Origin of the sequence: uncultured Rhodococcus sp. (assembly GCF_963525155.1) — a bacterium.
Classification (GTDB): Bacteria; Actinomycetota; Actinomycetes; order Mycobacteriales; family Mycobacteriaceae; genus Rhodococcus_F; species Rhodococcus_F qingshengii.
In genome coordinates, this window is the sequence record NZ_CAURKP010000046.1 from 1 (window position 1) to 18216 (window position 18216).

Sequence of the window (18216 nt, forward strand, 5' to 3'; positions counted from 1 at the left end):
CTTCAGGGTGTTGGTCCCGGAATTCTTGATAGTGATCGGTCCTTGAACCGTCATGCCCGGTACCAATCGAGTCGAACCTGTCGCCAACGTCAGAAATTCGTATGCGGTGGAAGTGGCAGTTTGTGAGCCGACGGTGAGATTGACGCTGTCGGCAGTCGCCGTACCGCCATTCGCGCTCGCCGAATCGGACCACAGCGCGAGCGACTGCTGCGACGATGCGAACACCGCTACAGCAGCCACCGCGGCTGCGATCGCTCCCCAGACCTGTTTCCTCATGAAATTACGGGGCCGGTGTCAGTGCTGTCTGAGTGACGACCAGCTTCATCGCCGACAAGTTCAGCGACTGGTTCTGCGCGACCTGGTTGGCCACCTCGGTGAAGTTCAGACGGACTCCGACGTGCACGATCGTGCCGTTCTGTACCTTGGTGATCTGTGAAATCGGGTTGCCACCAGCATCCTTGATAGTCGTCACGGGCACTACAGCAGCGGCAAGTTCGGAGCTGTTGGCACCCGGAACGATGCCGGCCGTATCAGCGGTCAGAACCGCAGCGAGACGATCGCCGACCGCGGTCACGGTCACGTCGCAGGTGTATTCGATGCTTTCGGTCGTGACGATGCGGTAGGCCGAAATGTTGGTGATCGCGGTCTTCGTCGGGTTGAGGGAGTTCCAACCCCCGCCGACCGGTGCGCAAGAGCTCAGGTCGAGTGCACCGGACGTGACGGGCCCGCCGCCACTGACGTCGGCCGAATCGCTCCACACAGCGAGCGAGCCCGCACCACCGAGGAGGAGGGCACCGGCCGCCGCAGCGGCGATCGCACCCTTGGTCTGCTTCTTCATGAAAATCTCATTTCATGTCTGGGACCCGAAATGGGTCGTTCAGACATGAGTATCAGCCACGGCAAACGATTCGTTACTACTTTTTCGAAATTTATTTTTCGACTGTGATCCACCTTTCTCTGTCGAGCAAATTGCCTTCTGACCTGCATATAACTATCAGTATGTAATTTTGGAGTGAAGAAAACCGATTGTTTGTCCAGTTGGACAAAGCGGACGAGTCGGAACCTGGCAAATATGCTGTTTTTTACCAGTTAATTACCGAGTTTCGGTTTTGTTTTGCAATTTGAATCAATTGTTTGTGTTGCTACGGAATGGATCGGTTGTCGTTCCCACAAGATCGGCGACCGACTCGAGGACGATGGTCGGGCGGTAGGGATAGAGCTCTACCGACGCGCGGGTCGAGATCCCGGTCATCACCAGAATCGTCTGCAGGCCGGCTTCGAGTCCGCAGACGATGTCGGTGTCCATGCGATCACCGATCATCAACGTGTTAGCCGAATGAGCGCCGATGGACCGTAGGGCGGAGCGCATCATCAAGGCGTTGGGCTTGCCGACGTAGTAGGGATCGCGTCCGGTTGCCTTGGTGATGAGAGCGGCGACCGAGCCGGTGGCCGGCAGCGAGCCGTCTCGCGACGGTCCGGTGGCGTCGGGGTTGGTGGCGATGAACCGTGATCCACGCTCGACCAGGCGAATGGCGGTGGTGATTGCCTCGAAGGAGTACGTTCGCGTCTCGCCGAGGACGACGTAGTCGGGGTCACTGTCCGTCAGCACGTAACCGATGTCGTGCAGGGCAGTGGTCAGGCCCGATTCGCCGACCACGTAGGCGCTGCCGCCCGGCCGCTGGTTGGCCAGGAACGTCGCGGTAGCGAGCGCTGACGTCCAGATCGACTTCTCCGGGAGGTCGAGTCCGGAAGTGAGCAGGCGTGCTCGCAGGTCACGCGGTGTTCGTATCGAGTTGTTGGTGAGCACCATGTACGGGATGTCGTTCGACGCCAGCTCTGCCAGGAACGTGTCCGCTCCAGGTATCAAGTGCTCCTCGTGGACGAGAACCCCGTCCATGTCCATGAGGTAGGTCCAACCGGTCTGCTCTTCTGTACTGGTCATTACTCCAGTATGTGCGGGTGGCGCCCGATGTGGGCGGTCAAGCGAGAAGGCGCCACAGGCCGATCAGGCCGACGACGACAATCGTGTAGCGCAATGCAGTGGGGGACAGGCGCCGTCCGTAGCGGGCGCCGAGGACGCCGCCGCCGAGTGACCCGACAGCGATCAAACCGGCTGCTGCCCAGTTGATCTGGTCGAATGCCAGGGTGATGTACATCCCTGCTGCAACGATGTTGACGAGCAGCGACAGCAGGTTCTTCGCGCCGTTCATGCGCTGGAGGGTTTCCGGGAGGATGGCACCCATCACACCGATGAGAAGGATGCCCTGCGCGGCAGTGAAGTACCCGCCGTAGATGCCGACTGCAAAAGTGCCGGCGGTCAGGAGCATCAGCCTCTTGGTGGACAGCGTCGTTTCTTCGGTGGAACGCTTCTTGGCCCACGCCTGGATGCGTGGTTGGAGGAGGACGAGCGCGAGAGCGAGGACCAACAGCACCGGAACGATGGTCTCGAACAGTTTCTCGGGTAGGTGCATGAGCAACCACGAACCGAGTAGTGCTCCGGCGAGGGACGCCGGAATCTGCCACTTCAGTCGGTCCCACTGTCCGGACAGCTCACGTCGGTAGCCCCAGGTACCCGAAACTCCGCCGGCGACGAGCCCGACCGCGTTGGACATGGTTGCGGTCACGGGCGGCATGCCGAAGGCGACCAGCGTCGGGAACGTGATCAGCGTTCCACTGCCGACCACGGCGTTGATCGCGCCCGCGCCGATACCGGCCAACAAGATGAAGAAAGCGTCGAGTCCACTCACTCCGCAGACGGTACGGCAGAGGAAAAGTCAGTCCGGACGGCGGTCCCGGTCTTCATTCGAACGCTCCATTCAACACGCCGAACGCGGCTTCGGACACCGTTGAAATCAATGCGATTTCAACATCGTGGACCCTTCATTTCCCTTGCAGTGCAGGGAAATACAACATTTGACGACTCGACATTTCGCGTCTAGTCTTTGCTCACCATCCAGAGCGACCGAGAGACCTGGCTCGTCGACGTCGCAGCAACCCCCCGAGTGGTCGGGAGCGGGTGCTACCGCCAGGACCGATGGAAGGCATCACATGGGTACCACTTCGCACGCTGCTCACAAGCGACGTCACATCGATCTGTGCCGCACCGCTTCGTGTCACTGTCGCTGACCGAACTCTCGTCGTCTTCGCAACTCGAGCACACCAACTCGAGGACACAGCTGCGTTCCCATTTCCCCGAAAGGTCTATTCGTGATGTCCACTCCGTCAGGTAGCGCGCCGTGAGCGCGCCCACCGATGTCCGCCCCGAAAAGTCGGTGTCCGAGTCGCAACTTCCCGACTCGGAGCTTGTCGTCGCTCGCACCTGGCACCCGCTGCGCTGGGTGATCAGTGCGGTCGTGCTGGTCCTGCTTGCTCAGTTCATCCACGGTCTCGTCGTCAACCCCGGCTGGGACTGGCCGACGTTCGCGCAGTACTTCACCGCGAAATCAGTGCTCGCCGCGTTGTGGATGACGATCAAACTGACCCTGTGGGGGACGATCCTCGGGTTCGGTCTCGGTGTTTTCCTGGCACTCGGTCGGTTGTCGAAGAATCCGGTCCTGCAGGTGATTGCCTGGACCTACATCTGGGCCTTCCGCTCGATTCCACTCATCGTGCAGCTGCTCTTCTGGTTCAACATCACTTACCTGTACCAGACACTTTCTCTCGGAATACCTTTCGGGCCCGAGTTCTTCACCTTCCAGGTCAGCGGTGTGATCGGCGGATTCACCGCAGCAGTCATCGGTTTGGCGCTGCACCAGGCTGCATACTCGGCCGAGATCATTCGCTCCGGAATCATCTCGGTGGATCACGGTCAGATCGAAGCTGCTCACTCGCTGGGCATTCCGCGCAGTCGCCAGTTCTTCAAGATCGTTCTCCCGCAGGCAATGCGGGCGATCCTCCCCAACGCCGCCAACGAGGTCATCGGACTCTTCAAGGGAACGTCGATCGTCTCCACCATGGCAATCGCCGAACTGTTCTACCAGGTGCAGGTCATCTTCGGACGCAACGGACGAGTCGTGCCCCTGCTGATGGTCGCCACGATCTGGTACATCATCCTCACGACGTTGCTCTCGATCGGTCAGTACTACGTGGAGCGCCACTATGCACGAGGATCCGCCCGTGCTCTTCCGTTGACTCCGGTACAGAAGGCGCGCAAGAAGTTCGAAGAGATTCGCGATGCGCGTCTCGATATTCCGAGAGGTGCGACCCGATGACCGCAGAACTGGCCGAAGATACGGTGTACGCCGTCGAAGCACGCGGAATTCACAAGTCTTTCGGTGCCTTGGAAGTACTTGCCGGCGTTGATCTCCTGGTTCGCAAGGGCGAAGTGACCGTCATTCTCGGTCCGTCGGGTTCCGGTAAGTCCACCTTGCTGCGAACCCTCAATCACCTCGAAAAAGTCGACCGCGGAACCGTACGGATCGACGGAGAGCTGATCGGATACCGGCGCAAGGGAAATCGACTCCACGAACTGCGTGACCGCGAGATCCTGAAACAGCGTTCGCACATCGGATTCGTGTTCCAGAACTTCAACCTGTTTCCGCACCTGACCGCGTTGGAAAACGTGGTGGAAGCGCCGCTCTCGGCCCAGAAGCGTGATCGTGACGAGGTGTACCGCGAGGCCCGCGCGCTGCTCGAGCGAGTGGGGGTGGGCGACAAGGCGGACGAGTATCCGCGCCAACTCTCCGGTGGCCAGCAACAGCGCGTCGCGATAGCGCGAGCGCTGGCACTGCGGCCGGCGGTCATTCTCTTCGACGAGCCGACGTCGGCGCTCGACCCGGAACTGGTGGGCGAGGTTCTCGAAGTCCTCGCTCAGCTGGCCCGTGACGGCGCCACCTTGGTGATCGTCACACACGAGGTCGGATTTGCTCGGGAAGTGGCGGACACTGCGGTCTTCATGGACGGCGGCGTCATCGTCGAACAGGGCCCGCCTTCGCAGGTCATCGACAATCCGGTCCACGAACGGACCAAAGCCTTTCTCTCCCGCGTCCTCTGACGCGACCCAGACTCATTCCCGGAAGGAAAAATTGATGTTCTCCACATCCCGTCGCGCGACTTTTCTGATCTCGGCGCTTGCCACCGTCGGATTGCTCAGCGCTGCATGCAGCAGCGCGGACGCCGAGTCCGACGGCGCCCAGGTCACCGCTGCTGCGGGTTACAACCTCACGGCCGATCAGAACCGCATCACCACCGACAAAGTCGATTCCATCGCCGCCGAGCTACCTCAGGACATCCGCGATCGTGGCACGCTGCGCGTCACCGGTAGTGCCGGTTCCGCTCCGCCGCTCCGTTTCTACGCCGACGACGACACCACCCTCATCGGTTCCGAGACCGACTTCGCCTACCTGATCGGTGACGTTCTCGGCTTGAAGGTCGACCTGCAGACAGCAGATTGGGCACAGAACTTCGTCCGGATCGACTCCGGTGAGGCCGACGCCTTCCTCTCCAATGTGACTGTCACAGAGGAGCGTAAGGAGAAGTACGACTTCGCGACCTACCGTCTCGACACCCTCGCCTTCGAAGCCAAGAAGGGTGCCGGAATCTCCATCAAGGAACCCAAGGACGTCGCGGGCAAGAAGATCGCCGTCTCCTCGGGCACCAATCAGGAAGCGCTGCTGGTCAAGTGGAGTGAGCAGAACGTCGCGGCCGGCCTGGCGCCTACCGACATCTCCTACTACCAGAACACCACCGACTACTACCTCCCGCTGCAGTCCGGCCGGATCGACGCCTACTTCGGCCCGAACCCGTCATCGCAGTTCCACGCCAAGCAGTCGGGGGAGACCGAGGTTGTCGGTGAGTTCTCCGGGGCCGGCGACACCCTGCAGGGGCAGATCGCGGTTCTGGTGAAGAAGGACAACGGCCTGATCAAGGCGATCAACGACGCGATCAACCACACGATCGAGAACGGCACGTACCAGCAGATCCTCGAGCGCTGGAACATCACCAGCGAAGCCGTCGACACGTCCCTGATCAACCCGCCCGGCCTTCCGAAGACCAAGTGAGCTCTCGTCCATGAGTGAGATTCTCGATGTGATCGTCATCGGCGGAGGACTCGTCGGGTCCTCTGCCGCTTGGCGGCTCGCGGCGCGCGGACGTAGTGTCGTTCAGCTGGAACAGTTCGGGCCGGGTCACAAGCACGGTGCGTCGCACGGTACTTCGCGCATCTACCGTCAGGCGTACGACAATCACCGGTACACAGGTTTGGCGGCCGGCGCGCTGCCGCTGTGGCGGGAGTTGGAGACCACGACGGACATCGGGTTCCTGGAACTCACCGGCGCCGTCGATCACGGCCTGCCGCAGGCAGTGCAGTCCAAGGCGAAGATACGTCGCGAGGCGGGCATCAAGGGTGAGATCCTCACTCCTGCCGAGGCGTCCGCCCGTTGGCCGGGGCTGCGATTCGACACCACGGTGCTCCATCACCCCGACGCAGGCCGGTTGCACGCGGACCGCGCCGTGACCGCTCTGAAGGCGGGAGCGGTGTTCGCCGGTGCCGAGGTCCGTCACGATGTTCGGGTGTTGGCACTCGCGCGGGCGTCCTACGGCGTGGACGTGGTGACGGACAGTGGAACGCTCGCAGCTCGTCAGGTAGTGATCGCGGCCGGTGCGTGGACTGCAGATCTGATCGCAGACAGCGGTCTCGGCTCCGAGATCGTACTGCCGACACTGCGCACGACACAGGAACAACCAGCACACTTCGCACCGCTCGATCCCGGAGTCGAGTGGCCGAGTTTCGTTCACCACACCGGCGCAGAATTGGAGACCGCGGGGATCTACGGGCTTGGTTCCGAGGACGGGATCAAGATCGGCGAACACGCGACCGGGCCGGTGGTGACTCCGCAGACCCGTGACTACACCCCTGACGTCGACGGAGAACAGCGATTGGTGGAGTACGCCGAGTCGTGGTTGCCCGGTGTCGATTCCACCCGTGTCGAATCGCTCACCTGCCTGTACACGAGCACGCCGGACAGTAACTTCGTCATCGACCGAGTCGGCGCCGTCACAGTGGCGGCGGGGTTCTCGGGGCATGGGTTCAAGTTCGGTCCGGCCTTGGGTGAACTTGTGGCGGACCTCGTCGACGGAACCACCATCGCTCCGGAAGTTTTCAGGCTGGGGGAGCGTTGACCAGATTCATGGAGGAAAGTGTTGTGGCACTGGAGCTCGGAACTCGGCAGCTCGAGGGTATCGGAGCGGTAGAGGTCTATTCGGTATCGCAGGGCGATCCCCTGGCAGCTCCACTGATCGCAGAGTTGGCACTCGAATACAGTTCGCGTTACGGCGGGACTCGCGAAGCGATGCTCGAGGATCTCACGACGTATCCGGCAGAAGAATTTGCCTATCCGCAGGGTGCGCTTCTGGTGCTCACCCACGACGGTCTGCCGATCGCCGGTGGTGCGTTTCGTCAATTCGATTCCACCACTGCCGAACTGAAGAGAATCTGGACATCGGTCGACTATCGGAAGCGCGGCCTCGGCAAGGCCGTCGTTCGCGAGTTGGAACGAGAGATCGAACTTCGTGGATACAGCCGGGTGTTTCTCACGACGGGTCCTCGGCAGCCGGAGGCCGTCGCGCTGTATCTGTCCAGTGGATACACACCGCTTTACGACGCTTCACTCTCGCCCGAAGAGGTGGGCATCCACCCGTTCGAGAAACAACTTCGGGTCCTCGAAAATGTGACTCGAGCAGCAATTCCTACCGACCGGGTTGACAACACCCGGGTTTAACCTCGTACACTTGCGAACGACCATCCAGAGCGACCGAGAGACCTGGCTCATTGAAGTCGCAGCAACCCCCCGAGTGATCGGGTGCGGGTGCTACCGCCAGGACCGATGGAGGAACACGAAATGAAGGCAGTCGAAGGCGGTTTCGATACCGCCTGGTCGCGTCGTCACGTAGACCTGTGCCGCACCGCGGGATCTTTCTGTACCAACTGACCTCGGTCAGTCATTCACACTCAGGCGAGTCGTCGACAAGTCTGTTTTCTATTCTCTCACAAGTGATTCGTGCTCGATCGCCTTTCTCGTCTCAGGCGACGGGTGCGCTCTTCGGCATGCCTCTTTAGGAGTTCTTGGTGTCTTCGCCCTCATTCGGTGCCCGCAAACGCGCGACCGTAATCGCCGGTATCGGTGCTGTCTCGGTTCTCGGCACCGTCCTCGCCGGCTGCAGCAGCGGGAGTGACAGTGCTGCCGACGCAGGCCCCGCCCAGTCCGGCGGAACCCTTCGCTACGGTCTGTCGCAGGCGCCGACGTGCGCCGATCCGGCCCAGGCCGGCAGTAACCAGACCGTGTATGTCACTCGGACAGTGGTGGATTCGCTTACCGATCAAAATCCCGACACCGGAGAGATCACCCCGTGGCTCGCCAAGAGTTGGGAGATCAGCCCCGACGCCGCTAGCTTCACGTTCGTCCTTCGTGACGACGCCACCTTCAGTGACGGCACACCGGTGACGGCGGATTCGGTGAAGAAGACCTTCGACTCGGTCAAGAACCTGGGACCGAACGCGTCGTTGGCGAAGAGTTACCTGTCCTCGTACACCGGTACCGACGTCGTAGATGCTCACACGGCGAAGATCAATTTCTCCGGACCCAATGTTCAGTTTCTGCAGGCAACTTCGACGCCACAGCTCGGAATCCTCGCCGATTCCACCACCGCGCTGGCATCCGAGCAGCGCTGCCCCGGTGCAGCGGTGATCGCCTCCGGACCGTTCGTGTACACCGACTGGCAGCAGGACAAGAGCGTCAAGATCGCCAAGCGTGCGGGATACAACTGGGCGTCGGACGCGGTCGCGCATCAGGGTGAGGCCTACCTCGACGGCGTCGACTTCACGGTGGTCCCCGAATCCGGTGTGCGGGCAGGCAGCGTGGCCTCCGGCCAACTCGATGCGGTCAGCGATGCGCTTCCGCAGGACGCGCCGCAGATCGAGGGCGCAGGCGGACGAATCCTCACAAGGCCGAACCCGGGTGTGAGCTTCTTCTTCCAGCCCAACGTCAGTCGCGGCGTTCTCGCTGATCAGGCTGTTCGCCAGGCCATCATTCCCGCGATCAACCGCCAAGAACTCGTCGACACCGTTCTGGATCCGTCGTTCTTCCCGGCCACGAGCCCGTTGGCTCACACCACTCCGCTCTACAGCGACGAATCCAGTGTCGTGACGTACGACGCCGACAAGTCGGCGAAACTCCTCGACGCGGCTGGTTGGAAGACCGGCAGCGACGGTATCCGCGAGAAGGACGGGCAGAAGCTCACTTTCAGCGTCACCTTCAGTCCGGTGTTCTCGGGTAACCAGGCCATCCTCGAGCTCGTGCAGCAGCAGCTCAAGAAGGTCGGCGTCGACCTGCAGCTCAACCTGGTCTCGAACGGTGAATGGACCGAGAAGGGAGTATCGGGTGATTACGATTCGCTGTATTACAACAGCACTCGCGCGGACGCCGACATCTTGCGTGCATCGTTCAGCACCGAAGGCCGCAACCTGAACCGTCGCGGCGCAGATCCGGAGCTCGACAAGGTACTCACAGACCAGCTTGCAGCCACGGACAACGGCCAACGCGGCGAACTGGTATCCACCGCACAGGAATTGATCCTCGACCGTGGACTCTCCATCCCCACCATCGAGCTCTCGCAGGCCATCGGCGCCGGATCGAGTGTGCAGGACCTGAACTTCGAAGCCTCCTCGCGCCTGCAGTTCTACGACGCATGGTTGTCGGGTAAGTAATCATGACTCGATACGTACTCACCCGACTGGGTCAGGCCGCAGTGGTCCTGTGGGCCGCCTTCACCATCTCGTTCGTGATTCTGTTCCTCCTGCCGAGTGATCCCGTCAGCATGGCTGCCGACTCGTCCGGTCAGGGTGTCGCAGTGGATCAGGCTGCGCTCGATCAGCTTCGGGCGCGGTACGGCTTGGACCAGTCGGTGTGGGTGCAGTACTGGACGTCGCTGACAAATGCTCTTCGCGGCGATTTCGGTACATCGATCTCCACCGGCCAGTCGGTGACGGATGCCATCTTCTCGGCGCTGCCCAGCACTCTGGTGCTGGCAACCACCGCCTTGGTTCTGGCCGTGTTGTTCGGAGTGGCGATCGCGTTCTTCGCTACCTACACCCGCAAGCGGTGGCTCGCGAATCTGTTGTTCTCGCTGCCGCCGCTGGGTGTGGCGGTGCCTACCTTCTGGGTTGGCCTGATTCTTCTGCAGCTGTTCTCGTTCCGTCTGCACATCTTCCCCGCTTTCGGAGACAAGGGATACGCAACGGTGATTCTTCCGGCGATCACCTTGGCGATCCCGACCGGCGCGGTGATCGCGCAAGTACTCACGACCAGCCTGCAGTCGACGCTACGTTCGCCGCACGTGGAGACTGCGTACGCCAAGGGCGCAAGCCGTTGGCGCGTGCAGACCCGTCACGCGTTGCGACTGGCGAGCATTCCGGCATTCACCATTGCCGGTGTGCTGGTCGGCACGCTGCTGGCGGGCTCGGTGGTTGTGGAAACGGTGTTCTCTCGCGCGGGCGTCGGCCGTCTGACACAGACGTCGGTGATGGCGCAGGACATCCCGGTGGTGCAGGGAGTCGTTGTGTTCGCCTCTCTCGTGTTCGTGCTCGTCAACCTCGCGGTCGACCTCTTCTACCCCTTGATAGATCCACGGATCATCCAGACGAAGAAGAGTCACACCGAAAAGTCGAATACCGAAAGCTCGACCGATCTGGAGCCGGCTCATGTCTGACACATTGATCGAACCCCTACTCCTCGATCCGAGCGTCGAGGCGAAGGCACCTGTTGTTTCGCGCCGAAAGTCCACGGCCATCGGCTGGATCCGAAAGCCCGGCTTGGTGATTCCGGTGTTGATCGTGTTGCTTGCCATCGGCTTTGCCGTCGCACCCGGATTCTTTGCCAGCGGCGATCCGTTGTCCGGTGTCCCGGCGGACAAACTGCAGGGCCCGAGCCTGGCTCACTGGTTCGGAACCGACAATCTCGGACGTGACCTGTACACACGGTTCGTGCACGGCGCCGCGCTGTCCCTGACCGCAACCTTGGTGGCGGTCGGAATCGCATTGGTGGCGGGATCGATAATCGGTTTGCTCGCGGGCTTTGTCGGTGGCGTCGTCGACGCCGTGCTGATGCGCATCGTCGACGTGCTGCTGTCCATTCCGGCGCTACTGCTCTCGTTGGCACTGGTGACCGCACTCGGCTTCGGCACCATCAACGTCGCCATCGCGGTCGGCGTCAGCATGGTCGCGAACTTTGCGCGAGTGATGCGTGCCGAAGTTATGCGGGTGCGCGGAGCTCAGTACGTCGAGGCCGCGTTCGGTTCGGGTGTGCAGTGGCTCGGTGTCCTGCGTCGGCACGTGCTTCCCAACTCGTACGCGCCCGTGGTCGCGCTGTCCGCAGTCGAGTTCGGGCAGGCAGTTCTTGCAGTGTCGGCACTGAGCTTCTTGGGATTCGGCGCGGTACCGCCTACCCCGGAATGGGGATCGCTGGTATCCGAGGGGCGTAACTTCCTCGCCAATGCCTGGTGGATGACAACACTTCCCGGTCTCGCGATTGTCGCCGTGGTCATCTCGGCACACCGTATCGGCCACGAGATCGAAAGGAGCAACCGGCGATGAGCAGGACCGAAGAACAGTTGCTTTCCGTCACCGACCTGCAGATCTCTTACGGCAACGAGCCCGCGGTATCCGGTGTGAGCTTCACCGTCGGCCGCGGCGAAGTGGTTGCGGTGGTGGGGGAGTCGGGCTCGGGAAAGTCGACAACGGCCCACGCGATACTGGGCCTGCTCGCCGGTAGCGGCCACGTCACGGGCGGAAGCGTCGAGTTCGAAGGCGACAGAATCGACTCGTACTCCGACCGCGCGTGGCAGCGAATCCGCGGCGCACGTATAGGTTTGGTGCCGCAGGATCCGACCACCTCGCTCAACCCGGTGACGCGGATCGGCGACCAGGTTGCAGAAGTCCTGCGGATCCACGGCCTCGCCGACCGGCGCACAGCGCGGTTGGATGCCGTCGCGGTGCTCGAGCGTGCGGGTATCGACCACCCGGAAATCCGGGCACGCCAATACCCACACGAGCTGTCCGGCGGTATGCGGCAACGAGTTCTGATCGGCATCGCTCTTGTGGCGAACCCGGCCCTCGTCATCGCCGACGAGCCGACCAGTGCTCTCGACGTCACGGTTCAACGGCGCATTCTCGACCATCTCGACGAGCGGATTGTCGAATCCGGTGCGGCCGTGCTCCTGATCACGCACGACCTGGGTGTGGCCGCAGACCGCGCGGACCGGATCCTGGTGATGCAGGGCGGCAGGATCGTCGAATCCGGCCGCACCGCGGATATTCTGGACAACCCGCGAGACGAGTACACGAAGAAACTTCTGAGCTCTGCGCCGAGCCTGTCCTCGGGACCAGTCGTTCGCCCGGTCCGCCAGGACACCAGCCCGCTGCTGACCCTGACGGGAATCACCAAGCACTTCAACGTCGGACGCGGGAGTTCGATAACCGCGGTGAACGAAGTGTCGCTGACTGTTCCGAGGGGTCAGACGGTGTCGCTGGTGGGGGAGTCGGGCTCCGGCAAGTCGACCACGGCGCGCATCGCCGTGCGGTTGGAGCAGGCGGATGCCGGCACCATCTCCTTCGACGGATACGACATCACGAAGGTCAAGGGCAGCGATCTGCGCGAGCTGCGCCGAAAGATCCAGCTCGTGTACCAGAACCCCTATGCATCACTAGACCCGAAATTGTCCGTCCAGGACATCGTTGCGGAGCCGCTGCGGGCCTTCAAGGTTGGTGGACGCAGCCAGCAGCAGAGTCGTGCAGCAGAGTTGCTCGATCAGGTTGCACTTCCCGAGCAGTTCCTGAGCCGCAAACCGGCCGAACTCTCGGGCGGCCAGCGTCAACGGGTGGCGATCGCTCGTGCGCTTGCGTTGAAGCCGGACCTGCTCGTTCTCGATGAACCCGTCTCCGCTCTCGATGTCTCGGTGCAAGCGCAGATTCTGGCGCTACTCGACGAGTTACAGCGCGAACTGGGCCTGACCTATCTCTTCATCTCCCACGATCTTGCGGTTGTTCGCCAGATCAGCGACGTCGTCGGCGTCATGCAGGCCGGGCGATTGCTCGAAATCGGCACTACCACCGAGATTTTCGACAATCCCCGAAACGAGTACACACGCACACTTCTCGACGCGATCCCCGGGCGGGATCATTCGACACGAAAGGCCGAACATGTCCGAGCGTAGTTCCGGAGCATTCCTGGTCGGCCTCGAATTCGAGGGAACCGGAGCTCATCCGTACTCCTGGCGACGCGAGGATTCGCGCGCCGAAGATCTGTTCACGCCCTCGTACTGGGTGGACCTGGTGACTACCGCGGATCGGGGTGGGGTGGATCTGGCGTTCCTCCCTGACTCGTTCGGACTGCAATCCGAAGGCCCGCACGCAGTGCGGGGGAGATTGGAGGCGGTGGCAACTGCGGCGCGGCTGAGTGCCGTGACCTCGCGTATCGGCCTGATCCCCACCGCGACAGTCACGCACACCGAGCCGTTCCACATCTCCAAGGCCGTCGCGAGTATCGACTACTCCTCAGCGGGGCGGGCCGGCTGGCAGGTCGCGGTGTCCGACACCGCCGAGCAGGCGGCGTTGTTCGGCCGAAAGACAGTGCAGGGTCCTGAGTCTGCGTGGGAGGAAGCGTCCGAGGCTGTCGAGGTGGTCAGTCGGCTGTGGGACAGCTGGGAGGACGACGCCGAGATACGTGACGCTGCGAGCGGACGATTCATCGATCGGGGCAAGCTGCACTACATCGACTTCGAGGGAAAGAACTTTTCCGTCAAGGGCCCGTCCATCACGCCGCGCTCCCCGCAGGGGCAGCCGCTGATCGCCGTCGACGCGAGCAGGCCGGAGGCACGCGAGCTCGCTGTTGCGCGCGGAGATCTGATTCGGATCTCGGCAACCGACCTCGGCGAGGCCAACGCCACGGCCAAGCTGGTCCACGCGAATGCCGCTGCCCTCGGGCGCAGCGTCAGGGTTCTCCTCGACGTCGACGTGCTTCTTGGCGCTGATCGCGGAGCCGCCGACGACGCTTTGGCGGAACTCGAGGAATGGGCGGGAGCGCCGTATGCCCCGCACTCGCTGTTCTATCGCGGTGACAGCGCGGGTTTGACTGCGCTGCTGCGTGAGATCGGTGGGCTCGCCGGGATCGACGGTGTGGTTCTGCGTCCACTGGCGCTGGCCGCCGCCGTGGACAAGATCGCGACGGACGTAGTGCCAACTCTCAATCCGCGACCGAGTACCGCCCCGACGCTGCGCGAGCGGTTGGGCTTCCAGTTGCCCGTCAATCAGTTCGCGTAGCGCGAGTAGAGAACAGGAACACCGATGACACAGAACAGGATTCGCAAGCAAGTTCATCTGGGCGCTCACTTTCCCGGCGTGAACAACACCACGGTGTGGACCGATCCGGCGTCCAAGAGTCAGATCGAGTTCAGCTCGTTCGAGCATCTCGCCCGCAGTGCCGAACGCGGATTGTTCGACTTCTTCTTCCTCGCAGAGGGTTTGCGCCTACGCGAGCATCAGGGCAAAATTCACGACCTCGACGTAGTCGGTCGCCCGGACACCTTCAGCATTCTCAATGCGGTTGCCGGTGTGACAACGCATCTCGGCCTGGCCGGGACGATCAACACCACGTTCAACGAACCGTACGAGTTGGCCAAGCAGTTCTCGACGCTCGATCATCTCTCCGACGGCCGCGCCGCCTGGAACCTGGTCACCTCCTCGGACGCCTTCACCGGCGAGAACTTCCGCCGCGGTGGCTATCTGGAGCATTCCGAGCGGTATGCACGCGCCAACGAGTTGGTCGACGCAGTACGGACGCTGTGGGACAGCTGGAGCGTCGACCGTCCGATCGTCGACCGTGAGCGCGGTGTTTTCGCCACCGACCAACAGGTCGGCCAGTTCCAACACTCCGGCAGGCAGTTCGACATCACCGGGCGCTTCGAAGTTCCTCGGAGTCCCCAAGGGCACCCAGTTCTGTTGCAGGCAGGTGATTCCGACGAAGGACGCGAGTTCGGCGCTGCCAAGGCGGACGCCATCTTCACCGGGCACGGAACGCCCGAAGCGGGCAAGGCGTTCTACGCCGACGTGAAGGGACGCCTGGCCAAGTACGGACGCACGCACGCAGACCTCAAGATTCTCCCCGCCGCCACCTTCGTGCTCGGTGACAACGCCGCGGACGCACAGGAGAAGGCGTATCACATCCGGCGGCAGCAGGTCGGACCCCAGACTGCCATCGCTTTTCTCGAACAGGTGTGGGGCAGAGACCTTTCCCAGTACGACGCCGACGGCCCGTTGCCGAAGGAAGATCCGTCGGACGACGTCAACATCACCCGCGGACGCGTCCGCCACGTCAAGGATCCACGAGCGGTCGCAGATCAGTGGCGTGCCAAGGCCGAGGCCGAAAACCTCAGCATCCGTGAACTCATCATCGAAGTGACTGCCCGCCAACAGTTCGTGGGTAGCGCCGCCGAGGTCGCTGCCGAGATCGACAGCTACGTCCAGGGCGACGCAAGCGACGGATTCATCCTCGTTCCCCACATCACCCCCGCGGGCCTCGACGAGTTCATCGACACCGTCGTACCGGAACTACAGGACCGCGGCAGTTTCCGGACCGAGTACTCAGGAACCACCCTGCGCAGCCATCTCGGGCTGCGCCACCCGCACGAGCAGGCTGAAGGAGTCCGCGCATCATGACCGTTACCGACACTTCCACCAGCACCTTCACCGGCGATTGGAATACCTGGCACGCCTCGCGCGACGCCACCTTCGGCGAACCCCTCGGCTGGCTGAGCCTGACTGCGTTGCATTGGCTGGTGGACACCGATTCCACCTTCGCGGACCTGCCCGGTGCATGGCGCGCCGACGCGAATGCCGTTGTCGTCACCGCGACGCCCGCAGACGACCTCTCGATCGACGGCGTCGCAGTGGACGGTTCGGCCACTCTGAATCCGATCGAGGGGGCGCCGGGACTGATCGTCAAGCAGGGCGCGCGGTTGGTCGAGGTCATCCGCCGCACCGGCGAGGTGGCTCTGCGGATCCACGATTCGTCGGCCCCGGCATTGGCGCAATTCAGAGGTATCCCGACCTTCGAGCCGAACCCGCAGTGGCGCATCGAGGGTGTCTTCACAGCTTTCGAGGAGGCTCGCACGGTGACGACGGGCGCGGTCGTCGAGCGCCTCGAGCATCATCACGACGCCCGAGGAACCATCAGCTTCGAACACGACGGTGCAACGTATACGCTGATTGCGTTCGCGGGCAAGGACAACGGCTTTCACATCCTGTTCACCGACGCGACCAGTGGTGTGTCCACCTACCCGGCCGCACGCTCGCTGCACGTGAGCGCACCTGAACCCGGTGGCGCGGTAGTCCTCGATTTCACTCGGGCGTCGAACCTGCCCTGCGCGTTCACCGATTACGCGACGTGCCCGGTGGCCCCCGCCGAGAACCGCCTGGCGTTCGCGGTGGAAGCCGGCGAGAAGACACCGGACACCCGCTCCGAAAGCGGACCGAGGTGAGCGCGCCGCTGTCCGTACTCGACCTCTCGCCGATCAGTGAGGGCGGAACGGCCCGCCTGGCTTTGCGGAACTCGCTGGACCTCGCTCGTTCTGCCGAAGCGTGGGGATACAAGCGTTACTGGGTCGCCGAACACCACTTCGTCGGTGTTGCCTCCTCGTCGCCAGCAGTGCTTGTCGGGCTGATCGCGGCCGCCACCAACACTATTCGCGTCGGCTCGGCCGCCGTGCTGCTGGGCAACAACACGGCGGCTCAGGTGGTCGAGGCCTTCGGTACCGTCGAAGCGTTGTATCCGGGTCGTATCGATCTCGGTATCGGGCGCAGCGGACAGCGTCGGGTGGAGGCACTTCGCGCGGTCGCTGCCGGAACGCCTGCGCCGGCAGAATCGAAGCGAGAGAACGTCGTACGCGACGGCGTCGTGATCCCGGCGCCCTTCGATCCAACCGGTCTTCTCACGTCACCGCGGTTGCAGGCGTCGTTCGAGGCATTGGCGTTTCCGGGCGCGCAGGCGCCCGATTTCGAGCAGCAGGTCGACGACATACGCTCGCTCCTGAACGGTACCTACAGAACCCGCGACGGCATCGAATTGCACGCCAGTCCCGGCGAGAATGCCGACGTCGAACTGTGGGTGTTCGGAAGCAGCGCGGGCCCCAGTGCCGAGCTCGCCGGACGACTCGGATTGCCGTTCGGTGCGAATTACCATGTGGCGCCCTCGAGTACGCTCGATGCCGTCGAGGCATACCGCACAGCATTCCGACCGTCGGCAGTTCTGTCGGAGCCGTATGTCGTCGTCTCCGCGGATGTTGTTGCTGCGGAAGACGATGCGACGGCGAGGGAGTTGGCGTCGACCTTCGCGCACTGGACGCACAGCATTCGCAGCGGACACGGCGCCATCCCGTACCCCGATCCCGCGACAGCGCTCCCACTTTCCGACGCCGACAAAGCAGTGGTGGAGGATCGGCTGATCACGCAGTTCGTCGGTTCACCGTCCACCGTCGCCGACAGGCTCGACAGTTTGCAGAAGCTCACCGGAGCGGACGAATTGGTGATCACCGGGGTGACCCATCGGCACGAGGATCGTCTGCGCTCGTACGAGCTGCTTGCCAAGGAATGGGGACTACCCGCACTACTGGCAGCGTGAGTTTGCCTTGGTCCATTAGTGTCGAGTGATGTTTTCACCTCGAGATGCGCTTGCGGTTGCTCTTGACGTAGCGCGTGAGGGCATGGAGCTCGGGGAGATGCCGATCGGCGCAGTCGTGTTCGACGACGACCGTGTGCTCGGGCGGGCGTATACGCAAGAACGGGCACTCGGCCGACGGGTAGTCCATGCGGACCTTCAAGCGCTCTTGCAGGCCGACGAGGCTCTCGGGTTCACTCGAGCGTCGGGTGAATTGACATTGGCGGTCAATCTCGAACCATGTCTCATGTGTATGGGTGCCGCGATCACGCTCGGTGTGACCCGGGTGTGGTTCGCTCTCGAATCCCCGAACGACGGTGCGGCGGAACTCGTGCAGCTGTGGGCGCCGCCTGTGGAACTTCCGTTTTTCTGTAAGCCGCGTGAAGTCCTCGGCGGCATCCGCCGTGACGAAGCGCGAAATCTGTTCGCTGAATACGCCACCGGCACTGGCCCCGCCGGGATGCGGGACTGGGCGCGCAGTCTCACCTGACGCCATGGCTTGTAAGGAGGGCCG

The 18216-nt window shown here is 62.7% G+C and carries 19 protein-coding genes, 1 pseudogene and 2 riboswitches; of the genes and pseudogenes, 16 read left to right on the top strand and 4 right to left on the bottom strand.

Annotated features, from left to right (window positions below; genetic code table 11):
* The 4 genes and pseudogenes from RWT78_RS12250 to RWT78_RS12265 all read right to left on the bottom strand — a co-directional run.
* Positions 1-276, bottom strand: a pseudogene (locus RWT78_RS12250) (hypothetical protein); the annotation flags it as partial.
* 4 nt (positions 277-280) lie between these two features.
* Positions 281-838, bottom strand: coding sequence for an alternate-type signal peptide domain-containing protein (locus RWT78_RS12255; protein ID WP_003944340.1), 558 nt, complete (start codon positions 836-838; stop codon positions 281-283).
* A gap of 288 nt (positions 839-1126) precedes the next feature.
* On the bottom strand, positions 1127-1942 hold the full coding sequence (locus RWT78_RS12260) for an HAD-IIA family hydrolase (RefSeq protein WP_314675889.1): 816 nt from the start codon (positions 1940-1942) through the stop codon (positions 1127-1129).
* 37 nt (positions 1943-1979) lie between these two features.
* Positions 1980-2747: a sulfite exporter TauE/SafE family protein gene (locus tag RWT78_RS12265; protein WP_003944404.1), complete on the bottom strand. Its 768-nt coding sequence runs from the start codon at positions 2745-2747 to the stop codon at positions 1980-1982.
* A 199-nt stretch (positions 2748-2946) separates the two neighbouring features.
* A riboswitch (SAM riboswitch) is annotated at positions 2947-3041 on the top strand.
* A gap of 7 nt (positions 3042-3048) precedes the next feature.
* On the opposite strand from RWT78_RS12265, the gene RWT78_RS29210 reads away from it, so the two are divergent.
* From RWT78_RS29210 to RWT78_RS12340, 16 genes are all read left to right on the top strand, one after another.
* On the top strand, positions 3049-3126 hold the full coding sequence (locus RWT78_RS29210) for a putative leader peptide (RefSeq protein WP_350318888.1): 78 nt from the start codon (positions 3049-3051) through the stop codon (positions 3124-3126).
* Positions 3127-3236: 110 nt separating this feature from the next.
* Positions 3237-4211 carry an amino acid ABC transporter permease gene (locus tag RWT78_RS12270; RefSeq protein ID WP_003944440.1) on the top strand — a complete coding sequence of 325 codons (975 nt, stop codon included), beginning with the start codon at positions 3237-3239 and terminating at the stop codon, positions 4209-4211.
* A complete protein-coding gene (locus RWT78_RS12275; protein ID WP_003944418.1) occupies positions 4208-4993 on the top strand; it encodes an amino acid ABC transporter ATP-binding protein in 786 nt (261 codons plus the stop codon). Before RWT78_RS12270 ends, RWT78_RS12275 begins: the two co-directional genes overlap by 4 nt.
* A gap of 34 nt (positions 4994-5027) precedes the next feature.
* Positions 5028-5999 carry an ABC transporter substrate-binding protein gene (locus RWT78_RS12280; RefSeq protein ID WP_007726832.1) on the top strand — a complete coding sequence of 324 codons (972 nt, stop codon included), beginning with the start codon at positions 5028-5030 and terminating at the stop codon, positions 5997-5999.
* A gap of 10 nt (positions 6000-6009) precedes the next feature.
* Entirely contained in the window at positions 6010-7119 is a 1110-nt protein-coding gene (locus tag RWT78_RS12285) for an FAD-dependent oxidoreductase (RefSeq protein ID WP_314675892.1), read from the top strand.
* Positions 7120-7127: 8 nt separating this feature from the next.
* Positions 7128-7718 (top strand): GNAT family N-acetyltransferase, encoded by a 591-nt coding sequence (locus tag RWT78_RS12290; protein WP_314675893.1) that lies wholly within the window; start codon positions 7128-7130, stop codon positions 7716-7718.
* A 17-nt stretch (positions 7719-7735) separates the two neighbouring features.
* Positions 7736-7830: riboswitch (SAM riboswitch) on the top strand.
* 8 nt (positions 7831-7838) lie between these two features.
* Positions 7839-7928, top strand: coding sequence for a putative leader peptide (locus RWT78_RS12295; protein WP_310504006.1), 90 nt, complete (start codon positions 7839-7841; stop codon positions 7926-7928).
* Positions 7929-8065: 137 nt separating this feature from the next.
* Entirely contained in the window at positions 8066-9703 is a 1638-nt protein-coding gene (locus RWT78_RS12300; protein WP_003944291.1) for an ABC transporter substrate-binding protein, read from the top strand.
* A 2-nt stretch (positions 9704-9705) separates the two neighbouring features.
* Entirely contained in the window at positions 9706-10704 is a 999-nt protein-coding gene (locus RWT78_RS12305) for an ABC transporter permease (protein ID WP_314675894.1), read from the top strand.
* Positions 10697-11587 carry an ABC transporter permease gene (locus RWT78_RS12310; RefSeq protein WP_003944303.1) on the top strand — a complete coding sequence of 297 codons (891 nt, stop codon included), beginning with the start codon at positions 10697-10699 and terminating at the stop codon, positions 11585-11587. The genes RWT78_RS12305 and RWT78_RS12310 overlap by 8 nt, the downstream gene beginning before the upstream one ends.
* Positions 11584-13206, top strand: coding sequence for an ABC transporter ATP-binding protein (locus RWT78_RS12315; protein ID WP_314675896.1), 1623 nt, complete (start codon positions 11584-11586; stop codon positions 13204-13206). The genes RWT78_RS12310 and RWT78_RS12315 overlap by 4 nt, the downstream gene beginning before the upstream one ends.
* Positions 13193-14311, top strand: a complete 1119-nt coding sequence (locus RWT78_RS12320) for an LLM class flavin-dependent oxidoreductase (RefSeq protein WP_314675898.1) — start codon at positions 13193-13195, stop codon at positions 14309-14311. Before RWT78_RS12315 ends, RWT78_RS12320 begins: the two co-directional genes overlap by 14 nt.
* A 24-nt stretch (positions 14312-14335) precedes the next feature.
* Positions 14336-15706 (top strand): NtaA/DmoA family FMN-dependent monooxygenase, encoded by a 1371-nt coding sequence (locus RWT78_RS12325; protein WP_314675900.1) that lies wholly within the window; start codon positions 14336-14338, stop codon positions 15704-15706.
* Positions 15703-16527, top strand: a complete 825-nt coding sequence (locus RWT78_RS12330) for a DUF1684 domain-containing protein (protein ID WP_314675902.1) — start codon at positions 15703-15705, stop codon at positions 16525-16527. The genes RWT78_RS12325 and RWT78_RS12330 overlap by 4 nt, the downstream gene beginning before the upstream one ends.
* The gene (locus RWT78_RS12335) at positions 16524-17666 is read left to right on the top strand and encodes an LLM class flavin-dependent oxidoreductase (RefSeq protein ID WP_054831835.1); all 1143 of its coding nucleotides are present in this window, start codon (positions 16524-16526) and stop codon (positions 17664-17666) included. Before RWT78_RS12330 ends, RWT78_RS12335 begins: the two co-directional genes overlap by 4 nt.
* Before the next feature lie 28 nt (positions 17667-17694).
* Complete coding sequence (locus tag RWT78_RS12340; RefSeq protein ID WP_076948810.1) at positions 17695-18192, top strand: nucleoside deaminase; 498 nt, start codon at positions 17695-17697, stop codon at positions 18190-18192.
* Positions 18193-18216 lie beyond the last annotated feature (24 nt).